This window comes from Dellaglioa sp. CoH-57-MRSF-19 (genome assembly GCF_056781975.1).
This window is the reverse complement of the sequence record NZ_JBXAXW010000001.1, coordinates 279109-304113: the sequence shown is the minus strand read 5'-3', so window position 1 is coordinate 304113 and position 25005 is coordinate 279109. Positions and strand designations below refer to the sequence as shown.

General features: G+C 33.8%; 24 protein-coding genes. 6 read left to right on the top strand and 18 right to left on the bottom strand.

The features are described from left to right. Positions 1-58: 58 nt before the first annotated feature. From coaA to AC1RO3_RS01415, 3 genes are all read right to left on the bottom strand, one after another. A complete protein-coding gene (gene coaA / locus AC1RO3_RS01425) occupies positions 59-979 on the bottom strand; it encodes a type I pantothenate kinase (RefSeq protein WP_481760911.1) in 921 nt (306 codons plus the stop codon). 62 nt (positions 980-1041) lie between these two features. Next, the gene (helD, locus tag AC1RO3_RS01420; RefSeq protein WP_481760912.1) at positions 1042-3333 is read right to left on the bottom strand and encodes an RNA polymerase recycling motor HelD; all 2292 of its coding nucleotides are present in this window, start codon (positions 3331-3333) and stop codon (positions 1042-1044) included. 87 nt (positions 3334-3420) lie between these two features. Continuing rightward, on the bottom strand, positions 3421-3564 hold the full coding sequence (locus AC1RO3_RS01415; RefSeq protein ID WP_481760913.1) for a hypothetical protein: 144 nt from the start codon (positions 3562-3564) through the stop codon (positions 3421-3423). Between the two features lie 178 nt (positions 3565-3742). Here AC1RO3_RS01415 and AC1RO3_RS01410 point away from each other — a divergent pair, with 178 nt between their 5' ends. Further along, positions 3743-4402: a VTT domain-containing protein gene (locus AC1RO3_RS01410; RefSeq protein WP_481760914.1), complete on the top strand. Its 660-nt coding sequence runs from the start codon at positions 3743-3745 to the stop codon at positions 4400-4402. 71 nt (positions 4403-4473) lie between these two features. Further along, the gene (locus tag AC1RO3_RS01405; protein ID WP_481760915.1) at positions 4474-5136 is read left to right on the top strand and encodes a histidine phosphatase family protein; all 663 of its coding nucleotides are present in this window, start codon (positions 4474-4476) and stop codon (positions 5134-5136) included. Positions 5137-5182: 46 nt separating this feature from the next. Here AC1RO3_RS01405 and AC1RO3_RS01400 read toward each other — a convergent pair whose 3' ends face one another. Next, positions 5183-5914: a deoxynucleoside kinase gene (locus tag AC1RO3_RS01400; protein WP_481760916.1), complete on the bottom strand. Its 732-nt coding sequence runs from the start codon at positions 5912-5914 to the stop codon at positions 5183-5185. A 268-nt stretch (positions 5915-6182) separates the two neighbouring features. On the opposite strand from AC1RO3_RS01400, the gene AC1RO3_RS01395 reads away from it, so the two are divergent. Further along, positions 6183-6866 carry a histidine phosphatase family protein gene (locus tag AC1RO3_RS01395; protein ID WP_481760917.1) on the top strand — a complete coding sequence of 228 codons (684 nt, stop codon included), beginning with the start codon at positions 6183-6185 and terminating at the stop codon, positions 6864-6866. A 50-nt stretch (positions 6867-6916) separates the two neighbouring features. Here AC1RO3_RS01395 and AC1RO3_RS01390 read toward each other — a convergent pair whose 3' ends face one another. Together AC1RO3_RS01390 and AC1RO3_RS01385 are read right to left on the bottom strand one after the other, a co-directional pair. Beyond that, positions 6917-8716 carry an ABC transporter permease gene (locus AC1RO3_RS01390; protein WP_481760918.1) on the bottom strand — a complete coding sequence of 600 codons (1800 nt, stop codon included), beginning with the start codon at positions 8714-8716 and terminating at the stop codon, positions 6917-6919. A 22-nt stretch (positions 8717-8738) separates the two neighbouring features. Continuing rightward, the gene (locus tag AC1RO3_RS01385) at positions 8739-9494 is read right to left on the bottom strand and encodes an ABC transporter ATP-binding protein (RefSeq protein WP_481760919.1); all 756 of its coding nucleotides are present in this window, start codon (positions 9492-9494) and stop codon (positions 8739-8741) included. A 223-nt stretch (positions 9495-9717) separates the two neighbouring features. On the opposite strand from AC1RO3_RS01385, the gene AC1RO3_RS01380 reads away from it, so the two are divergent. Further along, positions 9718-11160, top strand: coding sequence for an APC family permease (locus tag AC1RO3_RS01380; RefSeq protein ID WP_481760920.1), 1443 nt, complete (start codon positions 9718-9720; stop codon positions 11158-11160). Positions 11161-11212: 52 nt separating this feature from the next. Here AC1RO3_RS01380 and AC1RO3_RS01375 read toward each other — a convergent pair whose 3' ends face one another. The 7 genes from AC1RO3_RS01375 to AC1RO3_RS01345 all read right to left on the bottom strand — a co-directional run bounded on the left by AC1RO3_RS01375 (position 11213) and on the right by AC1RO3_RS01345 (position 18167). Then, positions 11213-11563: a hypothetical protein gene (locus AC1RO3_RS01375; RefSeq protein ID WP_481760921.1), complete on the bottom strand. Its 351-nt coding sequence runs from the start codon at positions 11561-11563 to the stop codon at positions 11213-11215. Between the two features lie 219 nt (positions 11564-11782). Then, positions 11783-12142 (bottom strand): hypothetical protein, encoded by a 360-nt coding sequence (locus AC1RO3_RS01370; RefSeq protein ID WP_481760922.1) that lies wholly within the window; start codon positions 12140-12142, stop codon positions 11783-11785. A gap of 267 nt (positions 12143-12409) precedes the next feature. Next, complete coding sequence (locus AC1RO3_RS01365; RefSeq protein WP_481760923.1) at positions 12410-13369, bottom strand: ABC transporter ATP-binding protein; 960 nt, start codon at positions 13367-13369, stop codon at positions 12410-12412. 19 nt (positions 13370-13388) lie between these two features. Next, entirely contained in the window at positions 13389-14456 is a 1068-nt protein-coding gene (locus AC1RO3_RS01360; protein WP_481760924.1) for an ABC transporter ATP-binding protein, read from the bottom strand. Positions 14457-14466: 10 nt separating this feature from the next. Then, a complete protein-coding gene (opp3C, locus tag AC1RO3_RS01355) occupies positions 14467-15492 on the bottom strand; it encodes an oligopeptide ABC transporter permease (RefSeq protein ID WP_481760925.1) in 1026 nt (341 codons plus the stop codon). A 2-nt stretch (positions 15493-15494) separates the two neighbouring features. Next, positions 15495-16424 (bottom strand): oligopeptide ABC transporter permease, encoded by a 930-nt coding sequence (opp3b, locus tag AC1RO3_RS01350; RefSeq protein WP_409021660.1) that lies wholly within the window; start codon positions 16422-16424, stop codon positions 15495-15497. Positions 16425-16523: 99 nt separating this feature from the next. After that, complete coding sequence (locus tag AC1RO3_RS01345) at positions 16524-18167, bottom strand: peptide ABC transporter substrate-binding protein (protein ID WP_481760926.1); 1644 nt, start codon at positions 18165-18167, stop codon at positions 16524-16526. 299 nt (positions 18168-18466) lie between these two features. Between AC1RO3_RS01345 and hflX the strand changes: the two genes are divergently transcribed. Both hflX and AC1RO3_RS01335 read left to right on the top strand, forming a co-directional pair. Next, positions 18467-19738 (top strand): GTPase HflX, encoded by a 1272-nt coding sequence (hflX, locus tag AC1RO3_RS01340; RefSeq protein ID WP_481760927.1) that lies wholly within the window; start codon positions 18467-18469, stop codon positions 19736-19738. 146 nt (positions 19739-19884) lie between these two features. Further along, positions 19885-21222, top strand: a complete 1338-nt coding sequence (locus AC1RO3_RS01335; RefSeq protein WP_481761139.1) for an APC family permease — start codon at positions 19885-19887, stop codon at positions 21220-21222. Positions 21223-21275: 53 nt separating this feature from the next. On the opposite strand, the gene AC1RO3_RS01330 is transcribed toward AC1RO3_RS01335, so the two are convergent. The 5 genes from AC1RO3_RS01330 to AC1RO3_RS01310 form a co-directional block, all read right to left on the bottom strand. Continuing rightward, entirely contained in the window at positions 21276-21869 is a 594-nt protein-coding gene (locus AC1RO3_RS01330; RefSeq protein WP_481760928.1) for an NADPH-dependent FMN reductase, read from the bottom strand. Positions 21870-21994: 125 nt separating this feature from the next. Beyond that, entirely contained in the window at positions 21995-22648 is a 654-nt protein-coding gene (locus AC1RO3_RS01325; protein WP_409021664.1) for an amino acid ABC transporter permease, read from the bottom strand. A 17-nt stretch (positions 22649-22665) separates the two neighbouring features. Next, the gene (locus AC1RO3_RS01320; protein WP_481760929.1) at positions 22666-23304 is read right to left on the bottom strand and encodes an amino acid ABC transporter permease; all 639 of its coding nucleotides are present in this window, start codon (positions 23302-23304) and stop codon (positions 22666-22668) included. Continuing rightward, positions 23301-24128, bottom strand: a complete 828-nt coding sequence (locus AC1RO3_RS01315; RefSeq protein WP_481760930.1) for a glutamate ABC transporter substrate-binding protein — start codon at positions 24126-24128, stop codon at positions 23301-23303. Before AC1RO3_RS01315 ends, AC1RO3_RS01320 begins: the two co-directional genes overlap by 4 nt. A gap of 33 nt (positions 24129-24161) precedes the next feature. Further along, positions 24162-24899 carry an amino acid ABC transporter ATP-binding protein gene (locus AC1RO3_RS01310; protein WP_409021667.1) on the bottom strand — a complete coding sequence of 246 codons (738 nt, stop codon included), beginning with the start codon at positions 24897-24899 and terminating at the stop codon, positions 24162-24164. Positions 24900-25005: the final 106 nt, after the last annotated feature.

The following is a 25005-nucleotide window of genomic DNA, read 5'->3' as shown; positions in this document are numbered from 1 at the left end:
CACTTGGTCAATCGTTTGATTTAATTTTCATGAAAATCTGTGAAAATATCTCTATTTTCTAATATTTGCGTAAATAAACGGTATTAATTCGATGCTCATCTGTCTTCTCTAAAATAAGATCAGCACGATTTCTGGTTGGTAAAATGAACTCTTGTAAGTTCTTTAAATTCACGGTTTTCCAGACATTACGTGCCAACTTAAATGCTTCATCGTGGTTACCAATCGCATAATCATAATAGTAATTTCCAGGTTTCTGAAAAGAGGTGTTCAAAAGAACACCAAAACGTTCCAAATACCATTTTTCAATTAAGTCAGCATCAGCATCAACATAAATTGAATAATCAAAGAAATCACTAACATACAATTGTTGGTTACTTGGTAATTGTAAAACATTAATCCCTTCAACAATCAAAATATCTGGTTGATTAATTGTTTGTACCATTCCAGGTACAATATCATAACTATCATGTGAATATACTGGTGCTTCAGTTTTCAGACCACTTTTCACGTCGTTTAAAAATAGAATTAGTTTTTCCATGTCATAACTTTCTGGAAAACCTTTACGGTCCAAGATATTCTGGTGAATTAGTGTTTCATTAGGATATAAAAAGCCATCCGTTGTAATTGCTTGAACCTTTTTTGTTGGGTATAACGCTGTGAGTAATAATTGCAACAAACGTGCCGTTGTACTTTTACCCACTGCAACACTACCCGTAATTCCAATCACAAAAGGCCATTTTTGATCTTTAATTCCTAGAAAATCTGCTTTTTTTGATTGCAAATCTTGCTTACCCAACAATGTCATATTTAATAAATGAACCAATGGCATGTAAATTTCCTGCACATCTTGAACTGATATCTTATCATTAACAGATTGAATTTCATTCAATTTTTGTTGTGACAAATCAATCTGTTTCGTTTTATAAAAGCCACGCCATTCATCCCTTGGAATTTTATAATAATTCATTTGTTTATCCATTTTAACAATCCTCTAATAAAAATGACCTATCAGTTTCCGCAATAGGTCATTTCTTCCATAGCTTATTTTAAACTATATAAACTTTTTGAAACATGGTCAAATAATGGTGATAATTCTTTTTCAGCATAAACAGTTAGTCGATGCATTGCTCTTGAACAAATCGTATAAACTAATTGACGCTCGTCTTCTTCATGATAGTTAATCTTTGAAGCGCCCCACATAACAACCGCATCAAATTCCAAACCTTTAGCTAGGAAAGCTGGCACAATAATCGTTCCATCGGCCAAACGTTGATTTTCCGTTTTAATCAATGTAACTGGCACGCCCTCGGCTTGTAATTGTTCATACAATTCTGTACATTCAGCTAATGATTTAGCGATGATTGCCGTTGTTAGATGATCATCCACATTTTGTTGTACTTGTTTTTCTAAATCGTGAACTAATTTATCAGAATTATTATCCACAGTCATTGTGGGTAAGTCACCTTGTCGGTTAAATGACGTCACTGATTCACCATTTATCAACACTTCTTTTGTGAAATCTGTGATTTGTTGTGTTGAACGATATGATTTCGTCAATTGCACGACTTTGGTTTTATCAGCTGGGAATAAATGTCCCAATTCTGATAGTAAACTCTTACTATTTTCTTTTGTGAAAATAGCCTGGTTTAAATCACCAAGCAGTGTAAACTTAGCTCTTGGGAACCCTTCCTTCAAGAAAGCTAATTGAAATGCCGTGTAGTCTTGAATTTCATCAATAAAGACGTAACGGACATCTGTTTCACCATGCTTACCCGTCATACGATCAAATAAGTATAAGTATGGCGTAACGTCATGCATCGATATTTGACGATTTTTTAAACGTGACACAACTTCAGCCACATCTGCTTGCCATTCTTCTACAGTAACATTATAGTCACTCAAATTAAGATACTTAGGCACATTGTGTAAAAAGTTCACATATTGTGAACTGATATTTAAGAATCGATTGCGCACAATTGCTCTGTGCACACTTGTAAATTGGCGCATAACTAAAGTACGCGTTAAGAAACGCATTTCTTTATCACCGCTTGCAAATTCGCGGTCTTGGTCTCCATACAAATCATTCAATTGTTCTTTAGACATATCTTGAATTGCTTTTTCAACCCATTCTAACTTAGCCTCAGCTTCAATTCGACGATTCAATAATTTAACTAATGATTCACGTGTTGCTTCTAATCTTGTCCGTAAATGATAATTTTCATTATATTTATAGTAGATACCTTTTATTTTATCTTTTGAAATAAAGACTTCATTATTGAATTTAATATCTCTGAACTTCATGTCTGCTTGTTCCAAATGTTCTGAATAAGCAGTTGAGGCATTAAAGAATGCCAAACTATTTTTCAGAACTTGAATACGTTTTTTAGCAGGCGCATTGTCTTCTTCAAAGCGTTCTTGTAACGTTTCAACTTGCATATTTGGTAAACGTCTTGATGCATATTGGAAATAAGTCATTTGAACCATATTTTGTTCACCAAGTTCTGGCAACACTTGATCAATATAATCATTAAATAATTGATTAGGTGAGAATAAAACAACTTGACTAGCTGTTAAATTACCGCGGTAACGGTACAGCAAGTAAGCCACACGTTGTAATACAGCTGAGGTTTTACCCGAACCAGCTGCACCTTGAACAAATAATAATTCAGCTTTTACATCTCGAATAATTTGATTTTGTTCCTTCTGAATCGTCGTTACGATACTCTTCATCTTTGTATCAGCAGAATCATTCAAGACGTCTAATAACATCTGATCACCAACAGCTTCATCAGTATCAAATATCGTTTCAATTTGGCCATCTTCAATTACGAATTGACGTTTCAATGAAACATCTACTGTTTGATCACCATCAGGAGTTTGGTAAGTGACATCACCTAGTCCGCCATCGTAATAAACACTCGATATGGGTGCACGCCAATCATAAACCATAAAGTGTTCAGGTCGATCAGCAAAAGAGCCCAAGCCAATATAGATTGTTTCTTTTTTATTAGTTCCTTCTTGAATGTTTAAACGTGCAAAATAAGGTTTCTTTTCTAATTTCTTTAAAATGTCTAAACGAGAAGTTGCGTTTTTCCAACTCGTTTCACGTTCAGCTAATAACTGTTGTTGCTGACGAACAGACATTGCTGTATCAATCATTCCAGTGTATGTTGTCGTATTGATATGAACATCACTTGTAAATTCGCCATTAATCGATCGTGCTTCACTTTCAGCGTACTTTATTTCATTTTGACGTTTAACTTCAGCATCTTTTATTTTAACAATAACATCATCAAGATGTGCTTGTTCTTCGATTTTAATTTCATCAGCCATTTCTCAATACCCCACTTTACATGATTTTATTAGGCCTAATAGTGTATCATTTTTTTATAATCAACTCAAATAGGCAACTAATTGAACTTATTTCTTATTTGGTAGGAATTGGTCAACTACGATTCCAACAGCTAATCCAATTAATGTTGCGACAGCAATTTTACTTATCACAATCCCAATAATTAGACCAATTAAAGTTGTCATTCCTGCAATTAAAGTGTGTCTAGTCATATTGACCTCCAAAAATTTAATATATCTAGTATACCAGTATCGAAACCTGTTTAACACTGGTGACCTCTTATAGTGAGACAAATCTTAATAAAAGCTAAATATCAGTTAAAATAATAGCCTTTTTTTTAATTTCAGTTTAATATAATGAGTAAGACTAAAACGATTGGAGGGCCTGACAATGTTCGAACAAGCTTGGTTTTTCTTCACCCATTTCGAAAATTATTTAGGACCTCTTTTCCAGACTTTAGGTAACTGGAGTTACTTAATTCTTTTTGTACTTATCTTTGCCGAAACAGGTCTTGTTGTTTTTCCTTTTCTACCTGGTGAGTCGCTACTCTTTTTCACTAGTTCCATTGCCGCCTACTCAACAGATACCATTGATATTCGGGTATTAGTCCCAATATTCTTTTTTGCCGCACTCTCTGGAGATGCCGTGAATTTTGAAATTGGTCGACATTTAAATAAATTACCTTTCTTTAAAAAAAGAATCCCCCCTGAAAAGATGGAAATCGCCAAAAGTTTTTTCAAAAAACATGGTGCAAAAACAGTCGTATTTGGACGCTTTATCCCATTAATTAGAACTTTTGTGCCACTTATTTCTGGTACTATTCAAATGAATTACAGACATTTTAGTATTTTCAACTTAATTGGCGTCTCACTTTGGGTAGCCATTGGAAGTGGCGTCGGTTACTACTTCGGCGCAATTCCATTTGTTAAGGATCATTTTTCTATTATTTTCCTTTCAATTGCCGGGATAGCATTACTTCCAGTGGTCTTAGCTGGGTTAGTACAACTTACGAAATTTTTACTTAGAAAAAAACTTGATGCTAAATTCTAGGATAAGCTTTTTAGAATAATCGTTTTCTTTAGCGTATAATGGGGCTATCACATAAACTTCAGGAGGTTCTCATGCCATTTACAGTCTATCTCGTTCGCCATGGTCAAACCATTTTCAATAAATATAATCGGATGCAAGGTTGGTCCGATTCACCACTTACAGAAAAAGGCATTAACGACGGCCACACTACTGGAAAAAAATTATCACAAATTCAGTTTGCTAATGCATACAGTAGTGATACAACCCGCGCAAATCGTACAGCTAACTACATTTTATCTGAAAATGAAAACTCTTCAGATTTAATTGTTACAACATCTGAGTTTCTTAGAGAGCAAGGCTATGGTTACTATGAAGGTGCCGATTCTTCTCAAGCTTGGTTTGTTGTTGGTAAGCCACATGGCGCTGCTAATTTCACTGAGATTTTGCAAAAATTTTCAATTGAAGAGGCACGTGACTTCTTCAAAGAAATCGATCCTTTCCATGATGCTGAAGACGATGCCGATTTTTGGGCACGTCGTAATAAAGGTTTTGATTTATTGCGTAAAGATGCTAAAGATGGCGATAACGTTTTAGTTGTCAGTCATGGGACAACAATCAGAAGTATCGTTTCTCATTTTGCACCCGAAATTGATATTACAATGAGCCCTAAAAACGGTAGTGTAACTAAGTTAATCGTTGATGACAATTCAGTTAAAGTTGAATATTTCAATCATCACGATGATGATAAAATCTAAATAAAAAAGGAGTAACCAATTTTTAAAATTGGTTACTCCTTTTAGTTTAAATTGATTTACGTTGTGTCTTGTAATCGATAACTTCTTTTTCAGATAAATTACCTAATTCTTGTAATTTATCTTCAATAATATTTAAAACAATATTACGATCAGCTTCATTTTCAACAAAATCGTATTTATCGCCATCAATAACTAAAAATTCAGAAACGTCATATTCTTTTTCCCAATCTTCATAATAGCGAAGTAATGTTTTATAGTATTCAACCAATGAGTGGTCAGTTTCAATTTGTTCATAATCACGGCCACGTTTTTGAATACGATTAACCATTGTTTCATAAGAAACTTTAATCATAACCATCAAATCGGGTGATTTTTTATGTGCAGCATAAGGTAACTCTTCAAGCATATTTTCTAATAAATCTTGATAGATGTTATATTCAACAGTTGTGGCATTACCCATTTCTGTATTCATCTTCATAAAAATAGCATCTTCATAAATTGAACGATCAAGAACATTATTATCTTCTTGCATTGCTGCTTTAATCATTCTGAAACGACGATTCAAAAAGAAAGTTTGTAATAAGTAAGCGTAGGGATTTGTTGCTTCCTTATCCCCTGCTTCACGTTTTTTTGCAGCGATTTCGTTACCTTTGTAAAATAAAGGTAATACCGGGTTATCTGTAACAGGTTCGTAAAAAGCCTCTACCCCAAGTTCTTCAGATAAAATTTTTGTCATACTAGATTTTCCTGAACCAATAATACCAGCCAACGTAATCAAAATAATAAACACTCCTTCTTGAATAGTTAATACAATTTATGCAGTTAAAACAATTAGATTTAGACTTGTAATTAATATCTCATTCGGTATCATCTTACTAGTAGTCATAAATAATCTCATATTTTAATTCTCCGTTTATTTAGTATACATTGGATTAAATAAAATAAAAGTCTTTTCTTTTTCTAAAATTAATGCATTAAGTGAGACTATTCATCAAAAACCAGACAGCTCTAAGTACCTTTTTTATTTACAAATTAAATATTTATTTATGAAAGGATTTCATATGTCATTTACCGTTTATATGGTTCGTCATGGCCAAACTTTTTTTAACTCTTTCCAGAGAATGCAAGGCTGGTGTGACTCTCCACTTACAGATAAGGGAATCAACGATGCCACCCATTCAGGAAAACTTTTACGCGATAAATCATTTAATGCCATTTATCGAAGTGACACAATGCGTACAAAAAAAACACTAAGCCATATTTTAAGTGAAACGAATGTTGAAGAAAATGCACAGTTAACACCAATTGAAACAGCACTTTTTAGAGAAGAATATTATGGCTCATTTGAAGGCCAAGATACTGCAGCTGTTATGCAAACAGTTGGTACACCTTTTAATTGTCAAACCTTCAATGATATTCTTGAAAAATATTCCATCGAAGACTCACGTGATTTCATAAAAAGTGCTGACCCTTTTAATTTAGCTGAAAATGACCAAGAATTTTGGAATCGCTATGATCATGCTTTTGATTTTTTACGCACTAACCAAAATAATAATGACAACGTTCTATTAGTTGGTCACGGGACAGCAATTAGAAGTATCGTTTCACGATACGCACCTAATATTGATATATCATCTAGTCCTAAAAATGGTAGCGTCACTAAATTAATCGTTCATCACGATACAATTGAAGTTAGCTATTATGGTAATTTTGGCGAACAACCCATCTAAATAAAGAGAGGTGAATACTCAGTTTTAAAAACTGAATATTCACCTCTTTTTTATTTTTTTAATACCATCCCTTTATATAAGGTAACTGTTACCCAATAATATCCCAAATAGAGAACTGCAAAAATAATAAATGGAATCGTTATATGTGAATATGGATCTGGAATTAATTCCTTGAACATTTGTAGTCCGAATAAAACGTGGATTACACCGACAATTCCAGGTAAGAAGAATAAGATGCCAATTTCGCGCCTAATTGATTTTTTCATTAGTCGTTGCTTAGCGCCTAATTGGTTCAATAAATCATATCGTTTTTTATCCGTTGCCGCACTAGACAATATTTTAAACATAAGAACACTTGCTAACATTGCCAACATCGCAACGCCTAAGAAGAATCCAATGAATTCTAATCCGCCATAAATGCCGTTAGCCAACTGATATACGACATACTTATTCATAAAATAAGATGAATTATCTAACTGATTTTTAGGTATTTCTTCGCTCAATGCTTTTAAGATTTCTTTATTATCTTTAAATGATGCTAACCTAACAGTATGGATACGTTGTGTCTTCGCCGAAACAGCTGAAAATGATGCGTCAGAGACAAGTACTGGATTTAACATATCAGGGGATTCCAATGTAGTTCTAACAGCATTTCCCCATAGATTATCCTCATTTTTAGCTGTCATTTTGGCAGGGTCAACTTTAATAAATTTACCGGTAGCCGTTCCCGTTTCCGTGAAATCAAGCGTGTACAATGGTGATTTCACAAAGTCAGATTTTTTAAAATAACGGACAGAACCAACTTTTTTTGCTTCATAAATGGACTCTTTTTTATCAGTCAATTGACTAAGTAATTTTTTCTCTTTTGTTGATGGATTTTGGACAACAACATCATATGGGGAAGTAGAAGTAGCTGTTTGATCAACCACACCAGAGAATCCCATCCCAACAGTTATTGCGCCTAATGCTAGTGCAAATAACATCGCAACCATTGTTAGAACCCGATTTAATGAACCTAATCGAAAGCTAAGTTGCCCTAATAAAAAGGTATTTAATTGCTTTTCAGAAAATCCCTTATTACGTTTTAATAATTGAACCAATCCACTAAATAATGAATTGAAAATTAAAAATGTCCCAATCAAAATTGTTACGACTGACCCAATAAATCCAGCCATTTGAAACAGTGCTAAATGACTTAATAAATAATAGCCACTTGCAATTAAACCTAATCCTAAGATACTTTGAATTAAGATATTATAAGATTTTAGCTTTTTACCTTGTGGTTGTTCTGCTTCATTTAATAATTTTAAGATAGGCGTTCTTAACAAGCTTTGTCGATTAAATATAGCAGCAATCATGAAAAGAATAACGAAGAAAAGCATTGTTATTAGGATTGCTGGGAAATAAAAAGCTTGAAAAGAATGCGGTGCAAGATCCATTTTATCTACTAAAAATTGGCTAACGCCATATGTCAGTCCAATACCAACTAAAATACCAACAGCTGTTGCAATTAAGCCAATAATTAAAGTTTCAGTGAAAATTAAGCGCCCAATCTTACGCTTTTTAGCGCCTAGCATCATGAACATCCCATAATCTCTTTGACGCATGCTCATTAAAAATGTATTCGCATAGATAATATAAAACAGTGTAATAATTGCAAGTAGTACAGAACCTACTTGGAAAATCATTGCTGCAAATTTTATCGTCGCATTTTGTTTAATAAATTCTTGATTAGTTGCTAATGCTTCAAACATGTAAAAGATTGCTGAAGCCATAATGAGTCCTGATAACAAGATTAGATAATCTTTAAAGCGACTCTTAATTCCAGTTAAGGATAATTTTAATAACATATTGTTTCCTCCCTTCTTAAAATTATTGTTCACTCTTAGCTAGTTCATTTAAAATTTCTTGATAAAACTCTGTTCGCGTATTCGTTCCTTGAATCAATTCTCGACCAATCTTACCATCTTTAATAAAGAGAATTCGTTGACAGTAACTCGCACTAACAGCGTCATGAGTCACCATCAAAATTGATACTTGATCATTTTTATTTAAACTTTCCATCGTTGATAGGAGTGACTTTGCACTTTTAGAATCCAAAGCACCTGTTGGTTCATCTGCTAATAAGATTGCAGGATTATGGACTAAAGCACGAGCTGCTGCAACTCGTTGCTTTTGGCCACCAGATAATTCAGTTGGAAATTGTCCAAGAACACTATCTATCCCCAGTGTTTTCGTTAATTTATCAATACGTTCTTGATATTTAGAAATAGACGCATTCTGTAATGATAGTGGCAATGTTATATTTTCAGCTGCCGTTAAGTTATCTAGCAGGTTAAAACTTTGGAAAATAAAGCCAATTTGTTGTGCTCTAAAATCTGATAGTTTATCGCCACGCATCATTGAGATATCCTGATTATTAATCTCAATTTGTCCTGAAGTCGGCTGGTCTAGTGTTGATAATAAGTTAAGTAATGTTGATTTACCTGATCCTGATGCCCCCATGATACCAATAAATTCACCCTGTTCGACAGAAAAATTAATCCCTTTTAAGGCTTCCGTTTTCTTCTCTTTATTCTTACCGTAGACTTTTTTAACATCTTTTGCGCTTACAACTATTTCTTTCATTTTATTAGTCCTCCATTTATATTTATCATTTTACTATATGTGTACTATTATACATAGTACACATTAAATAGCAATTTTTATTATCGTTAATTCTTAACTTAATTCTCATTAAAACGATTACATTTTATATTAATTTAATTTTTCATGGAAATTAATTAGTCAGTTCACTATACTTATAAATTGTTAGTTTAATTTACATAGTTATTTATCACGGGAGGTACTTATGGAAAACGAGAAAAAAACATTTATATCGTGGCCAGTTTTGGCATTAATGTCATTCGTAACAGTTATTGGCTTCGACGATATCGTCTATAACTTTCAAAATCAAGGTATGGGCGTTATTACATCTTGGATCATTTTATTGCTATTATATGTAATTCCCTATTCTTTAATGGTAGGACAATTAGGTTCCGTCTTTAATTCAGAAGGTGGCGGTTTAAGTTCATGGGTTCGCGGAACTCGTGGCGAAAAACTAGGTTACTTTACGGCATGGACTTATTGGGCTGCTTCGATTCCTTACGTTGTTGATACCGCTAATTCAGTCGTTGTTGGCTTTGGTTGGTTATTTAACGGAAGTAATGCACTCGAAGATAGTTTATCAACAGCTATGTTCGCGTTAATAACATTAGTAATCTTCGTTGGTTTCATTTTTGTTCAACGTTTCTTCAAAGGTTCATTAGAATTTTTAGGTCTTATTGGTGGTGGTACCATGTTCATCCTCACAATTTTATATGTTGTAATGGCATTTGGCTCATTATTAACACCTTCAGGTCGTATTGCAACAACAAATATGAGCTGGCACACACTAATTCCTAAATTTGATTTACATTATTTCACAACAATTGGTTTATTAATTTATGCGATTAATGGTGCAGAATTAATTGCGCCATTTGTCACAAAAATGAAAAAACCTAAAAAAGATTTCCCTAAAGCCATGATTATGTTAACCGTTATGACAATCTTCTTAACAGTTTTCGGCTCATTCGCACTTGGGATTTTCTTCAATGCCCATAACATTCCTAATGATTTTAAAATGAATGGTTCGTACTACGCATTCCTTCGTTTAGGAGATCAATTTCATATGGGTAGTTGGTTAATGTATGCCTTCGCTATTACTCAAATTGTGTACATGTGTGCTCTTCTAGCTGTTCTTCTTGACGCTATGACTCGCATGCTTATCTCTGACACAGGCGCTCGTTATATGCCTAAGAAATTACTTAAAGTTAACAAAGATGGTTTACCAATTAATGGGTACATTTTAACTTGTACTTTAAGTGCCTTCATTCTCTTCTTGGGTGTCTTCTTGCCAGATATGAATACAATCTTTAATTGGTTACTGAACTTGAATGGAATTATTTCACCAGGTGTCACTTGTTGGATTTTCTTCGCCTTCATGCAGATCCGTAAAAATAGTGCTAAATATCCATCAGAATATGTCTTCATTAAAAATGACAAATTAGCTTACGCTGTTGGTTTATGGTGCTTAGTTGTTACTGTTTTGGCAACAGTCTTTGGGATTATTCCTCAAGATGTCGAGATGGGTAGCTCACTATTCTACTACCAGTTAGCCATCAATATTATTAGTGTCGTTGTTCTTATCGGTCTTGGATTCATTATGCCAATGATTGCTGAACGTGAACGTAAAAGAGATGGTATTAAAGATTAAATTCAAAAACGCTATGACTACTTAATTAAAAGTAGTCATAGCGTTTTTGAATTTAATCTTTTATTATTATGCCATCTACACCTATTGACTCACAAATCGTTAAAAACCTCACATCTTCTAGATTTTCAAAATGAACGTGATAGTATTTAAACCACTCACGATATTCTTTATAGGTTGTTATAATTTGATTGGCCTCATTTTTATCATTTTTTAAATCATTGAATAGCGCTCTACGATCCTCATTAAATCCATAAAATGCTGTGTAAGTCGCAATACTTTCAAGAAACACATCAGAAATAATTTCCCAACTCATTTGATTCTCCGGAATATTTCTTTCCTCTAATAATAGCCTCACATCATACGGTAATGCGTTTACATTTTTTATTCCTTCACCTAAACTCATTCGATTACCCCCCGATAATTGCAATTAATATACCACACCCTTCTCATCGATAACAAGCACTTGGCTTGTTATCTATTTTAATTTTTTCTGCGTCTTATAAAAACAAAAAAAGCTTAACAATATTGTTAAGCTTGCCGTATATTTTAAGTTCGCATTTTAAGTTAAATTAATTTTATATTCTAACTTTTTTTTACTTAATTTCTTGTATGATAGCATTTCTTAATTATTACTTGCATATGCTTGTTGACCATCATACCATTCACAGACAGTTAGAAATCTTAATTTCGAAAAACAATTAACATTAGCCTGATATTTTTCGAACCAATTACGATAATACCGATATTGCTTAATTAACTGCGCGGCCTCTTCTGGATTTTGTTTCAATTCATCAAATAGCTGCTTTCTATCATCGTTAAATCCATAGAATTCAGTAAAATTAATTGTACTTTTAATAAATAAATCGAATAATACGGCTAAATCATTATCTTTTTCGCAGAGACGCCCCTCTTGAAAAAGTAATTGTACATCATACGGTAATTCTTTGTACGCTTCATTATATACTTCTGTATCATCTATCATGTTGGGTGCTCCCATTCTCCCCACCATATAAAACCCTTTGTTCCACATAACGTTTTAGTTGAACCTTTTATTCATTCCCAAATCAAAAAATAGTTATGTCGTTACCTAATTCTAATACATCTAGTATACATTATTTTATGCATAATTACCTAAAATTTTTATACTTCCTTTAATATATTTAAGATACTCATACAATTAATAGTTTACACCCTTTTTAAAATCAAAAAAGACCTTTTCAAAAATTCTTGAAAAGATCTTTCTGATTTATTATTCAGCTTCTTCTGCCAAAGTATTGGCAGCTCGTTCCTTATACATAGGGATTTCATCTTCACTTGCTAAAACAAAATGTTCTGGCGAAATTTCAACCATTCGACGTTTTTTACCATCTGCCTCAACTGACGAATCGTATGGTACTGGAATGCGATTACGTTCAAATTCAGGGTCAGGAACAGGAACGGCCGAGATTAAACTGGCTGTATAATCGTGTAAAGGATGTGTATATATTTCGTCTGCAGGAGCTATTTCTAATAACTTACCATAATGCATCACACCAATTCGATCACTGATATATTTAACCATTGATAAATCATGTGCAATAAACAAATATGTTAAGTTATGTTCAATTTGTAATTCCTTCAACAAATTAACAACCTGCGCTTGAATTGAAACATCTAATGCAGAAATAGGTTCATCTGCGATGATAAACTTAGGTTCTACAGCTAAAGCACGAGCAATACCAATACGTTGGCGTTGGCCACCTGAAAATTCATGGGGGTAGCGGCTAGAATGATCTTTATTCAATCCAACTGTTTCTAATAATTCTTCAACACGTTTCGCACGTGCTTCATCATTGGCAGCTAAATGGTGAATATCTATTCCTTCTGCCACAATATCTTTAACTTTCATTCGTGGATTTAGTGATGCATATGGATCTTGAAAAATCATTTGCATGTCACGGCGAAATTGTAATTTATCTTTTTTAGACTTAATTTTACGAATATCAACACCATCAAAATCAATTTTACCATCAGTTGGTTCATATAAATTGATGATACTACGACCTGTTGTTGTTTTACCAGACCCTGACTCGCCCACCAAGCCAAATGTCTCGCCTTCATAAATATCAAATGAAATATCATCGATAGCTTTCACTTCGTCTGGTTTGCCGACATTAAAATATTGTTTTAAATGACGGACTTTTAAAATTTTATTTTTCTTTTGTTCCACTATGTTCAGCTCCCCTTCCTTAGTTTTCTACCAAATTTTGATTCGCTTTAATTTTTGTTTCTTGTTGTTTTGCAAAAATTTTATACCGTCTTTGAATTTCAACTGGCGGCGTTACTTTAGGTGCATCTGGATGCAACAACCATGTAGCTGCTGCATGTGTTGGTGAAACATCGAAGAATGGTGGTTGTTGTTCTGTATCAATCTTCATAGCGTACTCATTCCGAGCGGCAAATGCATCCCCTTTTGGTGGATCCAATAAATCAGGAGGTGTACCTGGAATTGCGTACAGATGTTCACTATCAAGTGTTGGCATTGAATTCAATAAGCCCCAAGTATATGGATGTTGTGGGTTATAAAAGACCTCATCGACTGTCCCATATTCAACAATCCGACCTGCATACATAACCGCTACACGATTAGCCATACCAGCAACAACCCCTAGATCATGGGTAATGAAAATAATTGATGTTTCAATTTTTGCTTGTAATTCTTTCATTAATTCCAAAATCTGTGCTTGGATGGTTACATCTAAAGCTGTTGTTGGTTCATCAGCAATTAAAATTTCTGGATAACAAACTAATGAAATCGCAATAACAATTCGTTGGCGTTGACCACCAGAAAATTGATGTGGATAGTCCTTAAAGCGTTTTTTAGCATCTGTAATCCCAACTAACTTCAAAATTTCCAAGGCTTGCGCCATTGCTTTTTCTTTTTTTACATGTTTATGCTTCATTAATGGTTCAGCAATTTGTCTACCAATTCTCATAGTAGGATCTAAAGAAGTCATTGGGTCTTGGAAAATCATTGCGATATCTTTACCACGAATGTTTTCCATTTGTTTTTCTGATTTTTTAAGTAAATCTTCACCATGAAAAAGAATTTCTCCACCCATAACTTCTGCATTATTAGCTAATAATCCCATTAAACTTTTTGTTGTAACGGATTTACCGGAACCTGATTCACCAACGATTGCTAAAGTTTCACCTTTAGCCAGATGAAAACTAACATCACGTATGGCTTTAACATCTCCAGCATACGTATGAAAATTAATTTCTAGATTGTTAACTTCTAAAATATTTTCTGCCATTTTTCAACACCTACTCTTTCGTTTTTGGATCAAAGGCATCACGGAGTCCATCACCTAATAAGTTGAAGGCAACCATGATAATACATAAAACAATTGCTGGATACCACATTTGGTATGGTAAAAACTGGAAATTCTTTTGACCATCATTCAATAATGACCCAAGTGAAGCTTGAGGAGCACTAATCCCAATTCCGATGAAACTTAAGAAAGCTTCGAAGAAAATAGCACTAGGAATTGTAAACATTGTTTGAATAATAATCACACTCGATAAGTTAGGTAGTAAATGTTTCACTGCAATTTTTACGGGTGACTCGCCTAAAGTTCGAGCTGCAAGAATATATTCTTGATCTTTTAATTTCAACGTTTGTGCCCGAACTAATCGAGCCATCGTTGTCCAACCAGTCACTGCAATTGCTAAAATAATTGATGTTAAACCTGGTTTGAAAACCAATAACATTAAAACAATAACGACCAAGTTAGGTACCGATGAAATAATTTCGATGATTCGCTGCATGAATGTATCAACACGTCCGCCACGCCAACCGGACAAGATTCCATAAGCAACACCGACTCCTAAATCGACTAATGCAGCAACTAGTGCCACGATTAAGGAAATCTTAGTTCCATACATAATTCTTGATAACAAATCACGTCCAAAAACATCCGTTCCTAAAATAAAGTATTTATCTTTTGGAATACTATTTTGTTCATAAGCATCATACCAGCTACCTGATGATGTTTTTAACTTTCCATTTAATCCATCTATTGGTACACCAGGAATTTTAGGTGGTAAATTTGTATACTCAACATTTTGTTCTGTTGCACTATGTGGTGCTAAAATGGGGGATCCAAATGCCAAAATAAAAATTGCAACCAGGACCCAAAGTGAGATAAAAGCCCCTTTATTTTTCTTCAACCGACGCCAAGCATCCTGAACGAAAGTCAACGACGGTGCAGCAATTTTTTCATTATCAATAGCGTTATTTTTATCTAACGGTTCAAATGCATCTACTGGTAGGTCAATTTTATCTGCCATCGTTAATTTCTCCTTCCAGTTAATCGAATTCTTGGGTCAATAATACCGTAAATGATATCTGTTAATAAGATAACAACTACTAGTCCAGCTGAATAAAGCATTGTAACACCCATGATTGTGGGGAAATCATTTGTCAAAATTGATTTTACGAATTGTTCACCAATTCCAGGAATTGAGAATATATTTTCAACAACCATTGAACCAGTCATTAATGCAACCGTATAAGGGCCGATTAATGTTACTAAAGGAATTAAACTATTACGTAAAGCATGGTGGAATACAACGCCAAACTTTGTTAATCCTTTAGCCTTAGCCAGTTCAATGTAATCACTGCTTAGGACATCCACCATCTCGGTTCGAATGAACCTGGCCGTCTCCGCCAGTGGGCCAACCCCTAAAGCAATTGTCGGTAGAATCGTGTAACTGAATCCGCCCCAATCAGCAATTGGTAACCAGCCTAACTTTAATCCTACGTAATACTGTAATAAAACAGCTAAGACGAAAGAAGGAATTGAGATACCTAAGATTGATAAAATTGTTGAAGAAGTATCAATCCAAGTATTTTTGTTAATCGCACCAATGGCACCAATCACAATTCCAATAACTATTCCGAAGATGATAGCTTGTAATCCAAGTTGTCCGGATGGTCCAATACGGCTTGAAATTAGGTATGACACAGGTTGATTACTGTATTGGAATGACGTTCCTAAATCACCCTTAACTAATCCCACTAAGTAAATGAGATATTGTTGCCATACGGGTTTATTCAATCCATATTGTTCATTCATAATCTGTAATTGCTCAGTTGTCATTTTTTGCTGATTCGCATAAGGTGATCCAGGCATTAACTTCATTAAAAAGAAGGTAATGGTTGCGACTAAAAACAACGTCAGTAGCATATAAAAAATTCGTTTAACTAGGTATTTACCCATAATTCTGACCCTCACTTTTGCTTTATTATGTAATTAAAACAAGTCAGAATTAGCCGTGGTAGCTAACTCTCACTTGTTAAATTTTAACACGTTAATTAATTATTTAGTAACATAAGCATCTTTGAAATTGTAATTGATACCAGCTCCATTGTAGATAACACCTTTAACTGTTGATCTTAATAATTGAGCTTGAGCCATTTGGTAAAGAGGTGCAATTCCTTGATCTTTCATCAAGATTTTTTCAGCCTTAACTAAATCATCCCAACGTTTATCTGCATTACTTGCATCTGTTGTTTTTGAAGCTTTAATCAATGCATCATATTCACTATTTTTCCATTTACCTGCATTTTGTGAATTATCTGAAGTAAATAAATCTAAGAATGAGATTGGGTCTGAGAAATCAGCACCCCATGCTGTAACAACAATATCGAAATCACCACTAGTTGATTTTGCTAAACGTGATTTGAATGGGATATTTGTTAATGTTACATCCGCACCATCTAAGTTATCTTCAATCGCATTTTGTAAAAATTCATTTGTTTTCTTAGCTTTATCAGTATCATCACTTAGAAGTGAGAAACTAGCTTTTGTAACACCAACTTCTTTTAATCCTGCTTTCCATAATTCTTTTGCTTTTGCAATGTCTGTATTTGCAGTTGATTTAACGGTTGATTCTTTTGCAAAATCTTCGCCTGTTTTAGGATTTGAAGCAAGACCTGATGATACTAAACCTGTCGCAACAGTTGAGCCATCCCCTAAAATTTTATCAACAAATTGTTTTCTGTTGATAACTAATGAAATAGCTTGACGAATCTTTTGGTTATTAAATAATTTATTCTTTTGATTGTATTGTAAGTAGAACGTTGATGCTTGTTTACGTGTGATATAGTCTTTATCTGTTTTCAATGTTTTAGCTTGTTCAGCAGATAAATTCGTCATATCTAATTTTTGACTTTGGTATAAATTATAGCTTGTTGTATTATCTTTAGAAACTTGGAAATTCATTTGTGTTAGCTTAACTGCTTTTTTATCCCAATAAGTGTCATTTTTCTTTAGGTCCCAAGTTAAGTTAGTTCCTGTCCAATCATTTAATGTAAATGGACCATTGTAAACCATGTATTTGCTTTGTGTGCCATATTTAGAACCATACTTTTCAACAACTTTTTGATTTTGTGGATAGAACGTTGGGAAGCCCATCAATAATTTGAAATATGGTACTTTTTTATCAAGTGTTACAACTAATGTATGTTTGTCAGTTGCTTTGATTCCCAATGTTGATGGCGCCATCTTACCCGCGCTGATTGCATCATAATTTTTAATCCCTGAGAAGAGGTAACCATATTGTGAAGCTGTCTTAGGATTAACGGTCCGTTGCCATGAATAAACAAAATCTTTAGCCGTTACATCGTCTCCGTTGCTCCATTTTGAATCACGAAGTTTAAATGTATAAGTCATGCCATCTTTTGAAACGGTTGTTTTAGTTGCAAGTGCATTTGACACTTTACTGTTCTTACCAATTCTGTATAAACCTTCATTAGTATTGTTCAACATGTTAAAGCTAACTGTATCCGTTGCTGTCGATAAATCCATCGATGGTAATTCAGCTGTTTCAGACCAATTAATAACCTGTTTATCAGCGAGTTCTTTACTATCTGAAGATGAAGATTTAGATCCACACGCTGCCAAGACAATGACAGACAATGCTAGCACACCACTTAATTTCAAAACTGACTTTAACTTCATAATATGACCTCTCCTTTTTTATTTACCTTTTCTTAACGTAGGTTTATCTTACATTAGAAAAAGATTAAAATCAACATTAAACTCTAATTTAATTAAAAAGAGATTCAAGCGCCTTTAAAAAAGCCGTTTAACTATATAAAATATTCAACTCATAACATTTGCACGTTGTTAAAATGAGAGTTTGGCCATTTTTATTCATTAATTCTCATTTAATTCAGTTAACTTATTTTGATGTTCGAATATTTTTTTGAATAAATGTTATACTTAACCTATTAATTAAGTTCCACGAGGAGGTTCTCATGAAAGAAACTTATTCTACAGAAATACCAGTTATTGACGTTTTCATTGCTGGTATCGAAAAACAACGTGAAAATTTAGATTATACAATGTCTGAATTAGCTGCATTAGTCGAAGCTAACAACATGCATGCTGTTGAAGACATTCGTCAGAAATTAGATCGACCAACTGCTGCCCTTTACTTTGGTAAAGGTAAAGCTGAAGAATTCAAGACTGAAAGTGAAGCACAAGGTGTGAAAATTTTAGTTGTAAACGACGAATTATCACCAACTCAAATTCGTAACCTTGAAGCTGCATCAGGTATGGAAGTTATGGATCGTACAGGCCTGATTTTAGCTATTTTTGCTTCAAGAGCACAATCACGCGAAGCAAAACTCCAAGTTCAAATGGCTCAACTTCAATATCAGTTACCTCGTTTAAGAGGGATGCAAGATAAACTAGATCAACAATCTGGTGGTGGACTCGCTAACCGTGGTGCTGGCGAAACGAAGATTGAATTAGATCGTCGTGTGATTGAAAATCGGATTAACCACATTAAAAAAGATCTTGCTGAAATGGACAAAGAAGAATCTACTAGACGTAAACAACGTGATAAATCTGGTATTCCGACTGTTGCATTAGTTGGTTATACTAATTCAGGTAAATCAACGACAATGAACGGCTTGCTTCGTCTAATCGGACAAGATGATGACAAACAAGTTTTTGAAAAGAATATGTTGTTTGCTACATTAGATACAAGTGTCCGTAATATTCAATTTGAAGATAAAAAACAAATTTTATTGAGCGATACTGTTGGTTTTGTCAGCAAATTGCCTCACCAATTAGTAAAAGCTTTCCGTACAACCTTGGCTGAAGCTGCACAAGCTGATTTACTTATCCAAGTGATTGACGTGGCTGATAAACATGCTGAGGAAATGATTCAAACAACTGAAGATACATTAAAAGCTATTGGCGTCGAAAACATTCCGATGATTTATGCCTATAATAAAGCTGATTTAGCAAATATTGATTATCCTACTTTCTCAGATGATAAATTCACTTATAGTGCGCGTGATGAAAAATCACTTAATCAATTAGTAGATATCATTAAAAAGAATGTCTTTAAAGATAACGAAATTATGACTGTTCTTATCCCATTTGATAAAGGTCAACTTGTTGATTTAATCAATGAAAAGGCAACTATCTTAGAAACAGATTATGAAGAATCAGGTACAAAATTAAAGATTGATGCAACAAAAACTATTGCAACCCAATTGCAAGATTACATCGTTTAAAATAATTCTATAAAAAGAGTGCGTGAATCGGTCTGAAATAGCCGATTCACGCACTCTTTTTTGTCGTCATAATCATATCTAGTTTATTGCATGATTCCCGCTGTTATGCTAAAATGCAACTATTCATTTTAGAAAAGGAGGATTCAATTTTGGAAAAAAAACCAGCAGTTGGACTTAACAGATCGTTAGGTCTATGGTCAGCATTATCAATCGTAATCGGAACTGTTATTGGTTCTGGTATCTTCTTTAAACAAGCTTCGGTACTTGACTACACCGGCTCTACTACAAATGCCCTGCTCGCATGGCTATGTGGTGGTATCATAACCTTAACCGCTGGACTAACTGTTGCTGAAATTGGATCTCAAATTCCAGAAACCGGTGGATTATATATCTACATGGAAAAAATTTACGGTAAAATTTGGGGTTTCTTAGCTGGTTGGATGCAAGTTATCGTGTATGGACCAGCTATGATTGCTGCGTTAGGCGCGTACCTTGCTATTTTAATAGTAGATTTCTTTAGTATTCCAGCTGGTTATTCTCATTTAATCGCATTAATTGCAGTCATTTCTATTGGCTTCCTAAATATGCTATCAAATCGTTATGGTGCTTCATTCCAGATTATTACAACTATTTGTAAATTATTCCCTATTGCTGCTATTATTATTTTTGGTTTATTTTTTGGCAATGCAAATGCACTTGGCCAATCTGTTGCAACTGTCAGTCACTCTACAAATAATTTTGGTGTTGGTATACTAGCTACTTTATTTGCTTATGATGGTTGGATTCTGATTGCTAATATGGGTGATGAAATTAAAAATCCTAAAAAGACATTACCTAGAGCTATTGTTTTAGGAATTTCAATTGTTCTTCTTATTTATATTCTTGTTTCGTTCAGTATTATGCGTGTCATGCCTGCTAGTCAAATCCATCAACTAGGCGAAAATGCAACACCACAATTTGCTAAGATTGCCTTTGGCCAACTTGGTGGAAAAATTATGAATATCGGTGTCATTATTTCTATTCTTGGTTGTATGAACGGTAAAATCATGACATTCCCTCGAATTATGTGGGCAATGGGTAAGAACAAACAATTACCTTTCCATAAAGAAATATCTTATTTACATCCAAAATCACATTCACCTGTTATTGCAACATGTGTGGCTTTAAGTATTGCAGCGATTATGATTTTATTTTTTGATGCTGATCGCTTATCTGAAATTTGTATTTTTACAGTTTATTGCTTTTATGTTATGACTTTCGTCGGCCTCTTTATCTTACGCCGTCGGAATAAAGGAACAGATTTAAAACGTGTTTTCTCAGTTCCATTGTTCCCCATAACACCTATTGTTGCTATCTTAGGTGCAGCCTTCGTTTTAGTTAGCGAAGTTCAATCAGATATTGTAGGTGTTTTAATTTCATTTACAATTGTTGCACTTGGTATCCCGGTTTATTTATACGAAACACATAAAAATAAAGATCTATAATAAAAAATGTGTAATGACAGCTATTGTCATTACACATTTTTATTTTTAATTCATCATTTTCCGGGAAAAGGATTATTCACAAAAAGTTGTGTATAAAATTTAATTTCTTGCAAAGTCTGAGCAATTTTATTTTTTGTATAATCTGTTAACTTAGCATCGTTATTTAGTTGTCCATCTTCATTAAATGTTTGATCAACTATTCCCAATAATGTTGGCGTAGGCAACGTGATAAATCCTAATCGATTCAAAATAGGTACTAATTCAGCTGTTGCAAATTGTGCACCGCGCATGTTATCTGAGTAGCCCACAATCTTAACTGGTTTACGTTGCCCTTCAAAAGCCAAATAATCGATTGCATTTTTCAAAACGGCTGGAATAGCATGATTATATTCAGGCGTTAAGATAATAAAGCCATCTGCCGCAGCTACATCCGCTATCCATCGTGCTTCATTTTCAGGTAGTTGTCGATTTTCATTTTGCATAGGTGCCAATTTTTCGTGGAAGAAGGTTAACTGATAGTCACTTAATTTTAGAAATGAAAATTCAACATTATCCTGATTTTTTGCTACTCCTTCAATATACTTAATGACCCTTTTACCAATAGAATTCTCTCTTGAACTCCCTAGAATAACAGCAATTTTCACCATGACATCATCTTCTTTCTAATTTATTTTTCAATCAAACAAACCGTCATTTTATGCCGATTCTACTAACTAATAAAAATGGTTGCTAAAATCTATATAGATTTCAACAACCATTTTTATTTTATTGTCTACGCTAAGCGTCTTTCTAAGTATCTTGAAACCAATGATAGTGCATAACAAACGACGAAGTACATCACTGCTAAAGCGACGAACATTGGAATAACATAATTAGTATTTTGACCGTATACTAATTGTGCATGATACAGTAACTCTGGTAAAACAATGATAGTAGCCAATGACGTATCTTTAATTAATGAGATAAATTGACTAACCAATGGTGGAATCATTTTCTTTAAAGCTTGTGGTAAGACAATCACACGCAGACCTTGCCAATAAGTTAGACCATTTGCGCGAGCACCTTCCATTTGTCCGGGTTCAACAGCTTGAATACCACTTCGAATGATTTCAGCTAACATTGCTGATTCGAAAACGGTCATCGCTAACGTTGCTGACCAGAAAATTGATAACCGAATACCAACATTTGCTAAGCCAAAATAAACGAAAAATAAGATTAAAAGTAATGGTAAATTTCGAATTAAATCAATTATAAAACCAACTATAGCAGATAAACGTTTTACTTTAATATATCGTGTTAGGCCTAGAATAGCGCCAATTATAAAACTGAAAATAATTGAAATAACTGAAACTTCGATTGTTACTAATAATCCTTGTAGTAAGTAGCGAATATTTTCCCAACTATATGCTGCAATAAAATCTGACATATTTTTCTAGACCCCCTTTAACTTAATTTCTTTTCTAAATGTCTCATGTAATAACTTAATGGCATCGTGATAATTAAATATAACACCCCAACGATAATGTACGTGTTGATTGTATCAAATGTTGTTGATGCGATAATATCACCTTGGTACATTAAATCAAATCCAGCAACGAAGGCTAAAACTGAAGAGTTTTTTACCAAATTAATGAACTGATTACCCAAAGGTGGAATCACATATTTAAATGCCTGGGGTAAAATAATATGAAACATCGATTGCATGAATGTTAACCCGTTTGAGCGAGCACCTTCCATTTGTCCAGGATCAACAGCTCTAATCCCAGCACGAACTGTTTCTGCAATAAAGGCAGATGTGTAAATCGTTAGTCCGATTGTTCCAGCTGTAAATCCGTTGATATTCGTAACGTACATAGGTACCACAACGTAGAAAAACATTGCAACAACCAATAACGGAATATTTCTAAATATTTCAATATAGATACGTGCAATAATTTTTAAAATTCGATATGGCATTTCTTCCAAAATTGCAAAGAACGAACCTATAATTAAACTAAAAAATAATGCGAGTACACTTGAACACAATGTATAGCCAAGTCCTGTTAATAAGGCTTGCCAATGTTCTGTAAAAATCGTAATCATTGTTGACTCGCCTCCTTCACACTAAATCCTGGAATATCGCCAAACCATTTGTTTAATAATTTTTCATACGAGCCATCGGCACGCATTTCAGCTAAAGCCTTATTAACTTCATTCTTAAATTCACCTTGGCCTTTATCAATCGCAATTCCGTAAGGTTCATGCGTAAAAGTACCACCAACAACAGCAAAATCAGAATTCTCTTTAACCATCCCATATAAAATACCATTATCAGTTGTTAAAGCATCACCTTGACCAGATTTTAGTGCGGTTAATGCTTGCGCATAATCATCTAGTTCCAGCACTTCTGCTTTAGGTGCATACTTCTTCATGTTAATAACTGAAGTTGAACCCTTAACACCTAAAACAACCATACCGTCTTTATTCAAATCTTTTACGGATTTAATTGAGCTTGTTCTTTTAACTAAAATAGCTTGTCCGGCAGCAAAATAAGAGTTAGAAAAATCAACTTGTTTTTCACGATCTTTAGAAATGGACATCGTCGCAATAATTGCATCAATATTTCCATTTTTCAAAAGTGGAATTCTTGTTTTACTTGTTACCTGAACAAAATTAGCTTTACCATCTTTACCTAAGATTTTTTTTGTCACTGCCTTAGCAATATCAATATCAAATCCTTGGATTTCACCGGTTTTGATGTTCATTAAACCAAATAACTTCGTATCTGCTTTAACACCCCAGTTAATTGTTTTTGTTTCTTTAGCTGTTGTTGCAATGTTGGCTTTACTTTGCGCTCCACAGCCTGCAATAACTAATACCATAGCTATACTCATAAACAATAAGCTAATTTTTCTTAATTGTTTCATATTTTAATCCCCACTCTCACAGTCTTGAGCTCCTTAATGTTTAATAATTTTACTCAAGAATTTTTTTGCACGTTCTTCTTTTGGATTGTCGAAAAATTCTACTGTTGTATCATCCTCAAGAATTTGACCATCAGCCATGAAAATAACACGATCGGCTACTTCACGAGCAAAGCCCATTTCATGAGTTACAACAATCATTGTGATCCCATCATTTTTAGCGATATCTTTCATAACTTTTAAAACATCGTCAATTGTTTCAGGATCTAATGCAGAAGTTGGTTCATCAAATAATAGCGCCTTAGGTTTCATAGCTAGACTACGGGCAATGGCAATTCTTTGCGATTGTCCACCTGATAACATTCTAGGATATGATTGTGCTTTATCATCAAGTCCAACTGTTTTTAATAAATCCATTGCGATTTTTTTATTTTCAGCTTCATCCCGTTTTAAAACTAAACGTGGTGCAAGCATAATATTTTCTAAAACAGTTTTGTTTTCGTACAAGTTAAAATGTTGAAATACCATCCCAACATTTTTTCTGATTTTATCAATATTCGTTTTCTTATCTGCTAAATCAAAATTATCAACTAATAGTTGCCCCTCGTTAACTTGCTCTAAACCATTGATAGTTCTGATTAATGTACTTTTTCCAGAACCAGATGGCCCGATAATAACGACGACTTCGCCTGCTTCAACTTTTAAATTGATATTCTTCAATGCGTGAAATTTATCGTAATATTTCTCCACATTTTTAAATTCGATCATTGCCATACTCTCAATCCCCTTCTCTTAACTCTTTTATTCTTTTTTGTGATACTTTAATTATACTACCAAATGGATGTTTAATTGCAGTCTTTTTTAAATGTACCATATAATC

What these genes read in the sequence shown, in the direction of transcription:
- AC1RO3_RS01370 (WP_481760922.1), bottom strand. Translation starts at nt 12,142, where the DNA reads ATGATAGATGATACAGAAGTATATAATGAAGCGTACAAAGAATTACCG.
- AC1RO3_RS01360 (WP_481760924.1), bottom strand. Translation starts at nt 14,456, where the DNA reads ATGGCAGAAAATATTTTAGAAGTTAACAATCTAGAAATTAATTTTCAT.
- AC1RO3_RS01395 (WP_481760917.1), top strand. Translation starts at nt 6,183, where the DNA reads ATGAAAGGATTTCATATGTCATTTACCGTTTATATGGTTCGTCATGGC.
- AC1RO3_RS01345 (WP_481760926.1), bottom strand. Translation starts at nt 18,167, where the DNA reads ATGAAGTTAAAGTCAGTTTTGAAATTAAGTGGTGTGCTAGCATTGTCT.
- AC1RO3_RS01415 (WP_481760913.1), bottom strand. Translation starts at nt 3,564, where the DNA reads ATGACTAGACACACTTTAATTGCAGGAATGACAACTTTAATTGGTCTA.
- AC1RO3_RS01310 (WP_409021667.1), bottom strand. Translation starts at nt 24,899, where the DNA reads ATGGCAATGATCGAATTTAAAAATGTGGAGAAATATTACGATAAATTT.
- opp3b (WP_409021660.1), bottom strand. Translation starts at nt 16,424, where the DNA reads ATGGGTAAATACCTAGTTAAACGAATTTTTTATATGCTACTGACGTTG.
- AC1RO3_RS01325 (WP_409021664.1), bottom strand. Translation starts at nt 22,648, where the DNA reads ATGTCAGATTTTATTGCAGCATATAGTTGGGAAAATATTCGCTACTTA.
- AC1RO3_RS01330 (WP_481760928.1), bottom strand. Translation starts at nt 21,869, where the DNA reads ATGGTGAAAATTGCTGTTATTCTAGGGAGTTCAAGAGAGAATTCTATT.
- AC1RO3_RS01380 (WP_481760920.1), top strand. Translation starts at nt 9,718, where the DNA reads ATGGAAAACGAGAAAAAAACATTTATATCGTGGCCAGTTTTGGCATTA.
- AC1RO3_RS01410 (WP_481760914.1), top strand. Translation starts at nt 3,743, where the DNA reads ATGTTCGAACAAGCTTGGTTTTTCTTCACCCATTTCGAAAATTATTTA.
- AC1RO3_RS01375 (WP_481760921.1), bottom strand. Translation starts at nt 11,563, where the DNA reads ATGAGTTTAGGTGAAGGAATAAAAAATGTAAACGCATTACCGTATGAT.
- helD (WP_481760912.1), bottom strand. Translation starts at nt 3,333, where the DNA reads ATGGCTGATGAAATTAAAATCGAAGAACAAGCACATCTTGATGATGTT.
- AC1RO3_RS01390 (WP_481760918.1), bottom strand. Translation starts at nt 8,716, where the DNA reads ATGTTATTAAAATTATCCTTAACTGGAATTAAGAGTCGCTTTAAAGAT.
- AC1RO3_RS01385 (WP_481760919.1), bottom strand. Translation starts at nt 9,494, where the DNA reads ATGAAAGAAATAGTTGTAAGCGCAAAAGATGTTAAAAAAGTCTACGGT.
- opp3C (WP_481760925.1), bottom strand. Translation starts at nt 15,492, where the DNA reads ATGGCAGATAAAATTGACCTACCAGTAGATGCATTTGAACCGTTAGAT.
- AC1RO3_RS01405 (WP_481760915.1), top strand. Translation starts at nt 4,474, where the DNA reads ATGCCATTTACAGTCTATCTCGTTCGCCATGGTCAAACCATTTTCAAT.
- AC1RO3_RS01320 (WP_481760929.1), bottom strand. Translation starts at nt 23,304, where the DNA reads ATGATTACGATTTTTACAGAACATTGGCAAGCCTTATTAACAGGACTT.
- coaA (WP_481760911.1), bottom strand. Translation starts at nt 979, where the DNA reads ATGGATAAACAAATGAATTATTATAAAATTCCAAGGGATGAATGGCGT.
- AC1RO3_RS01315 (WP_481760930.1), bottom strand. Translation starts at nt 24,128, where the DNA reads ATGAAACAATTAAGAAAAATTAGCTTATTGTTTATGAGTATAGCTATG.
- hflX (WP_481760927.1), top strand. Translation starts at nt 18,467, where the DNA reads ATGAAAGAAACTTATTCTACAGAAATACCAGTTATTGACGTTTTCATT.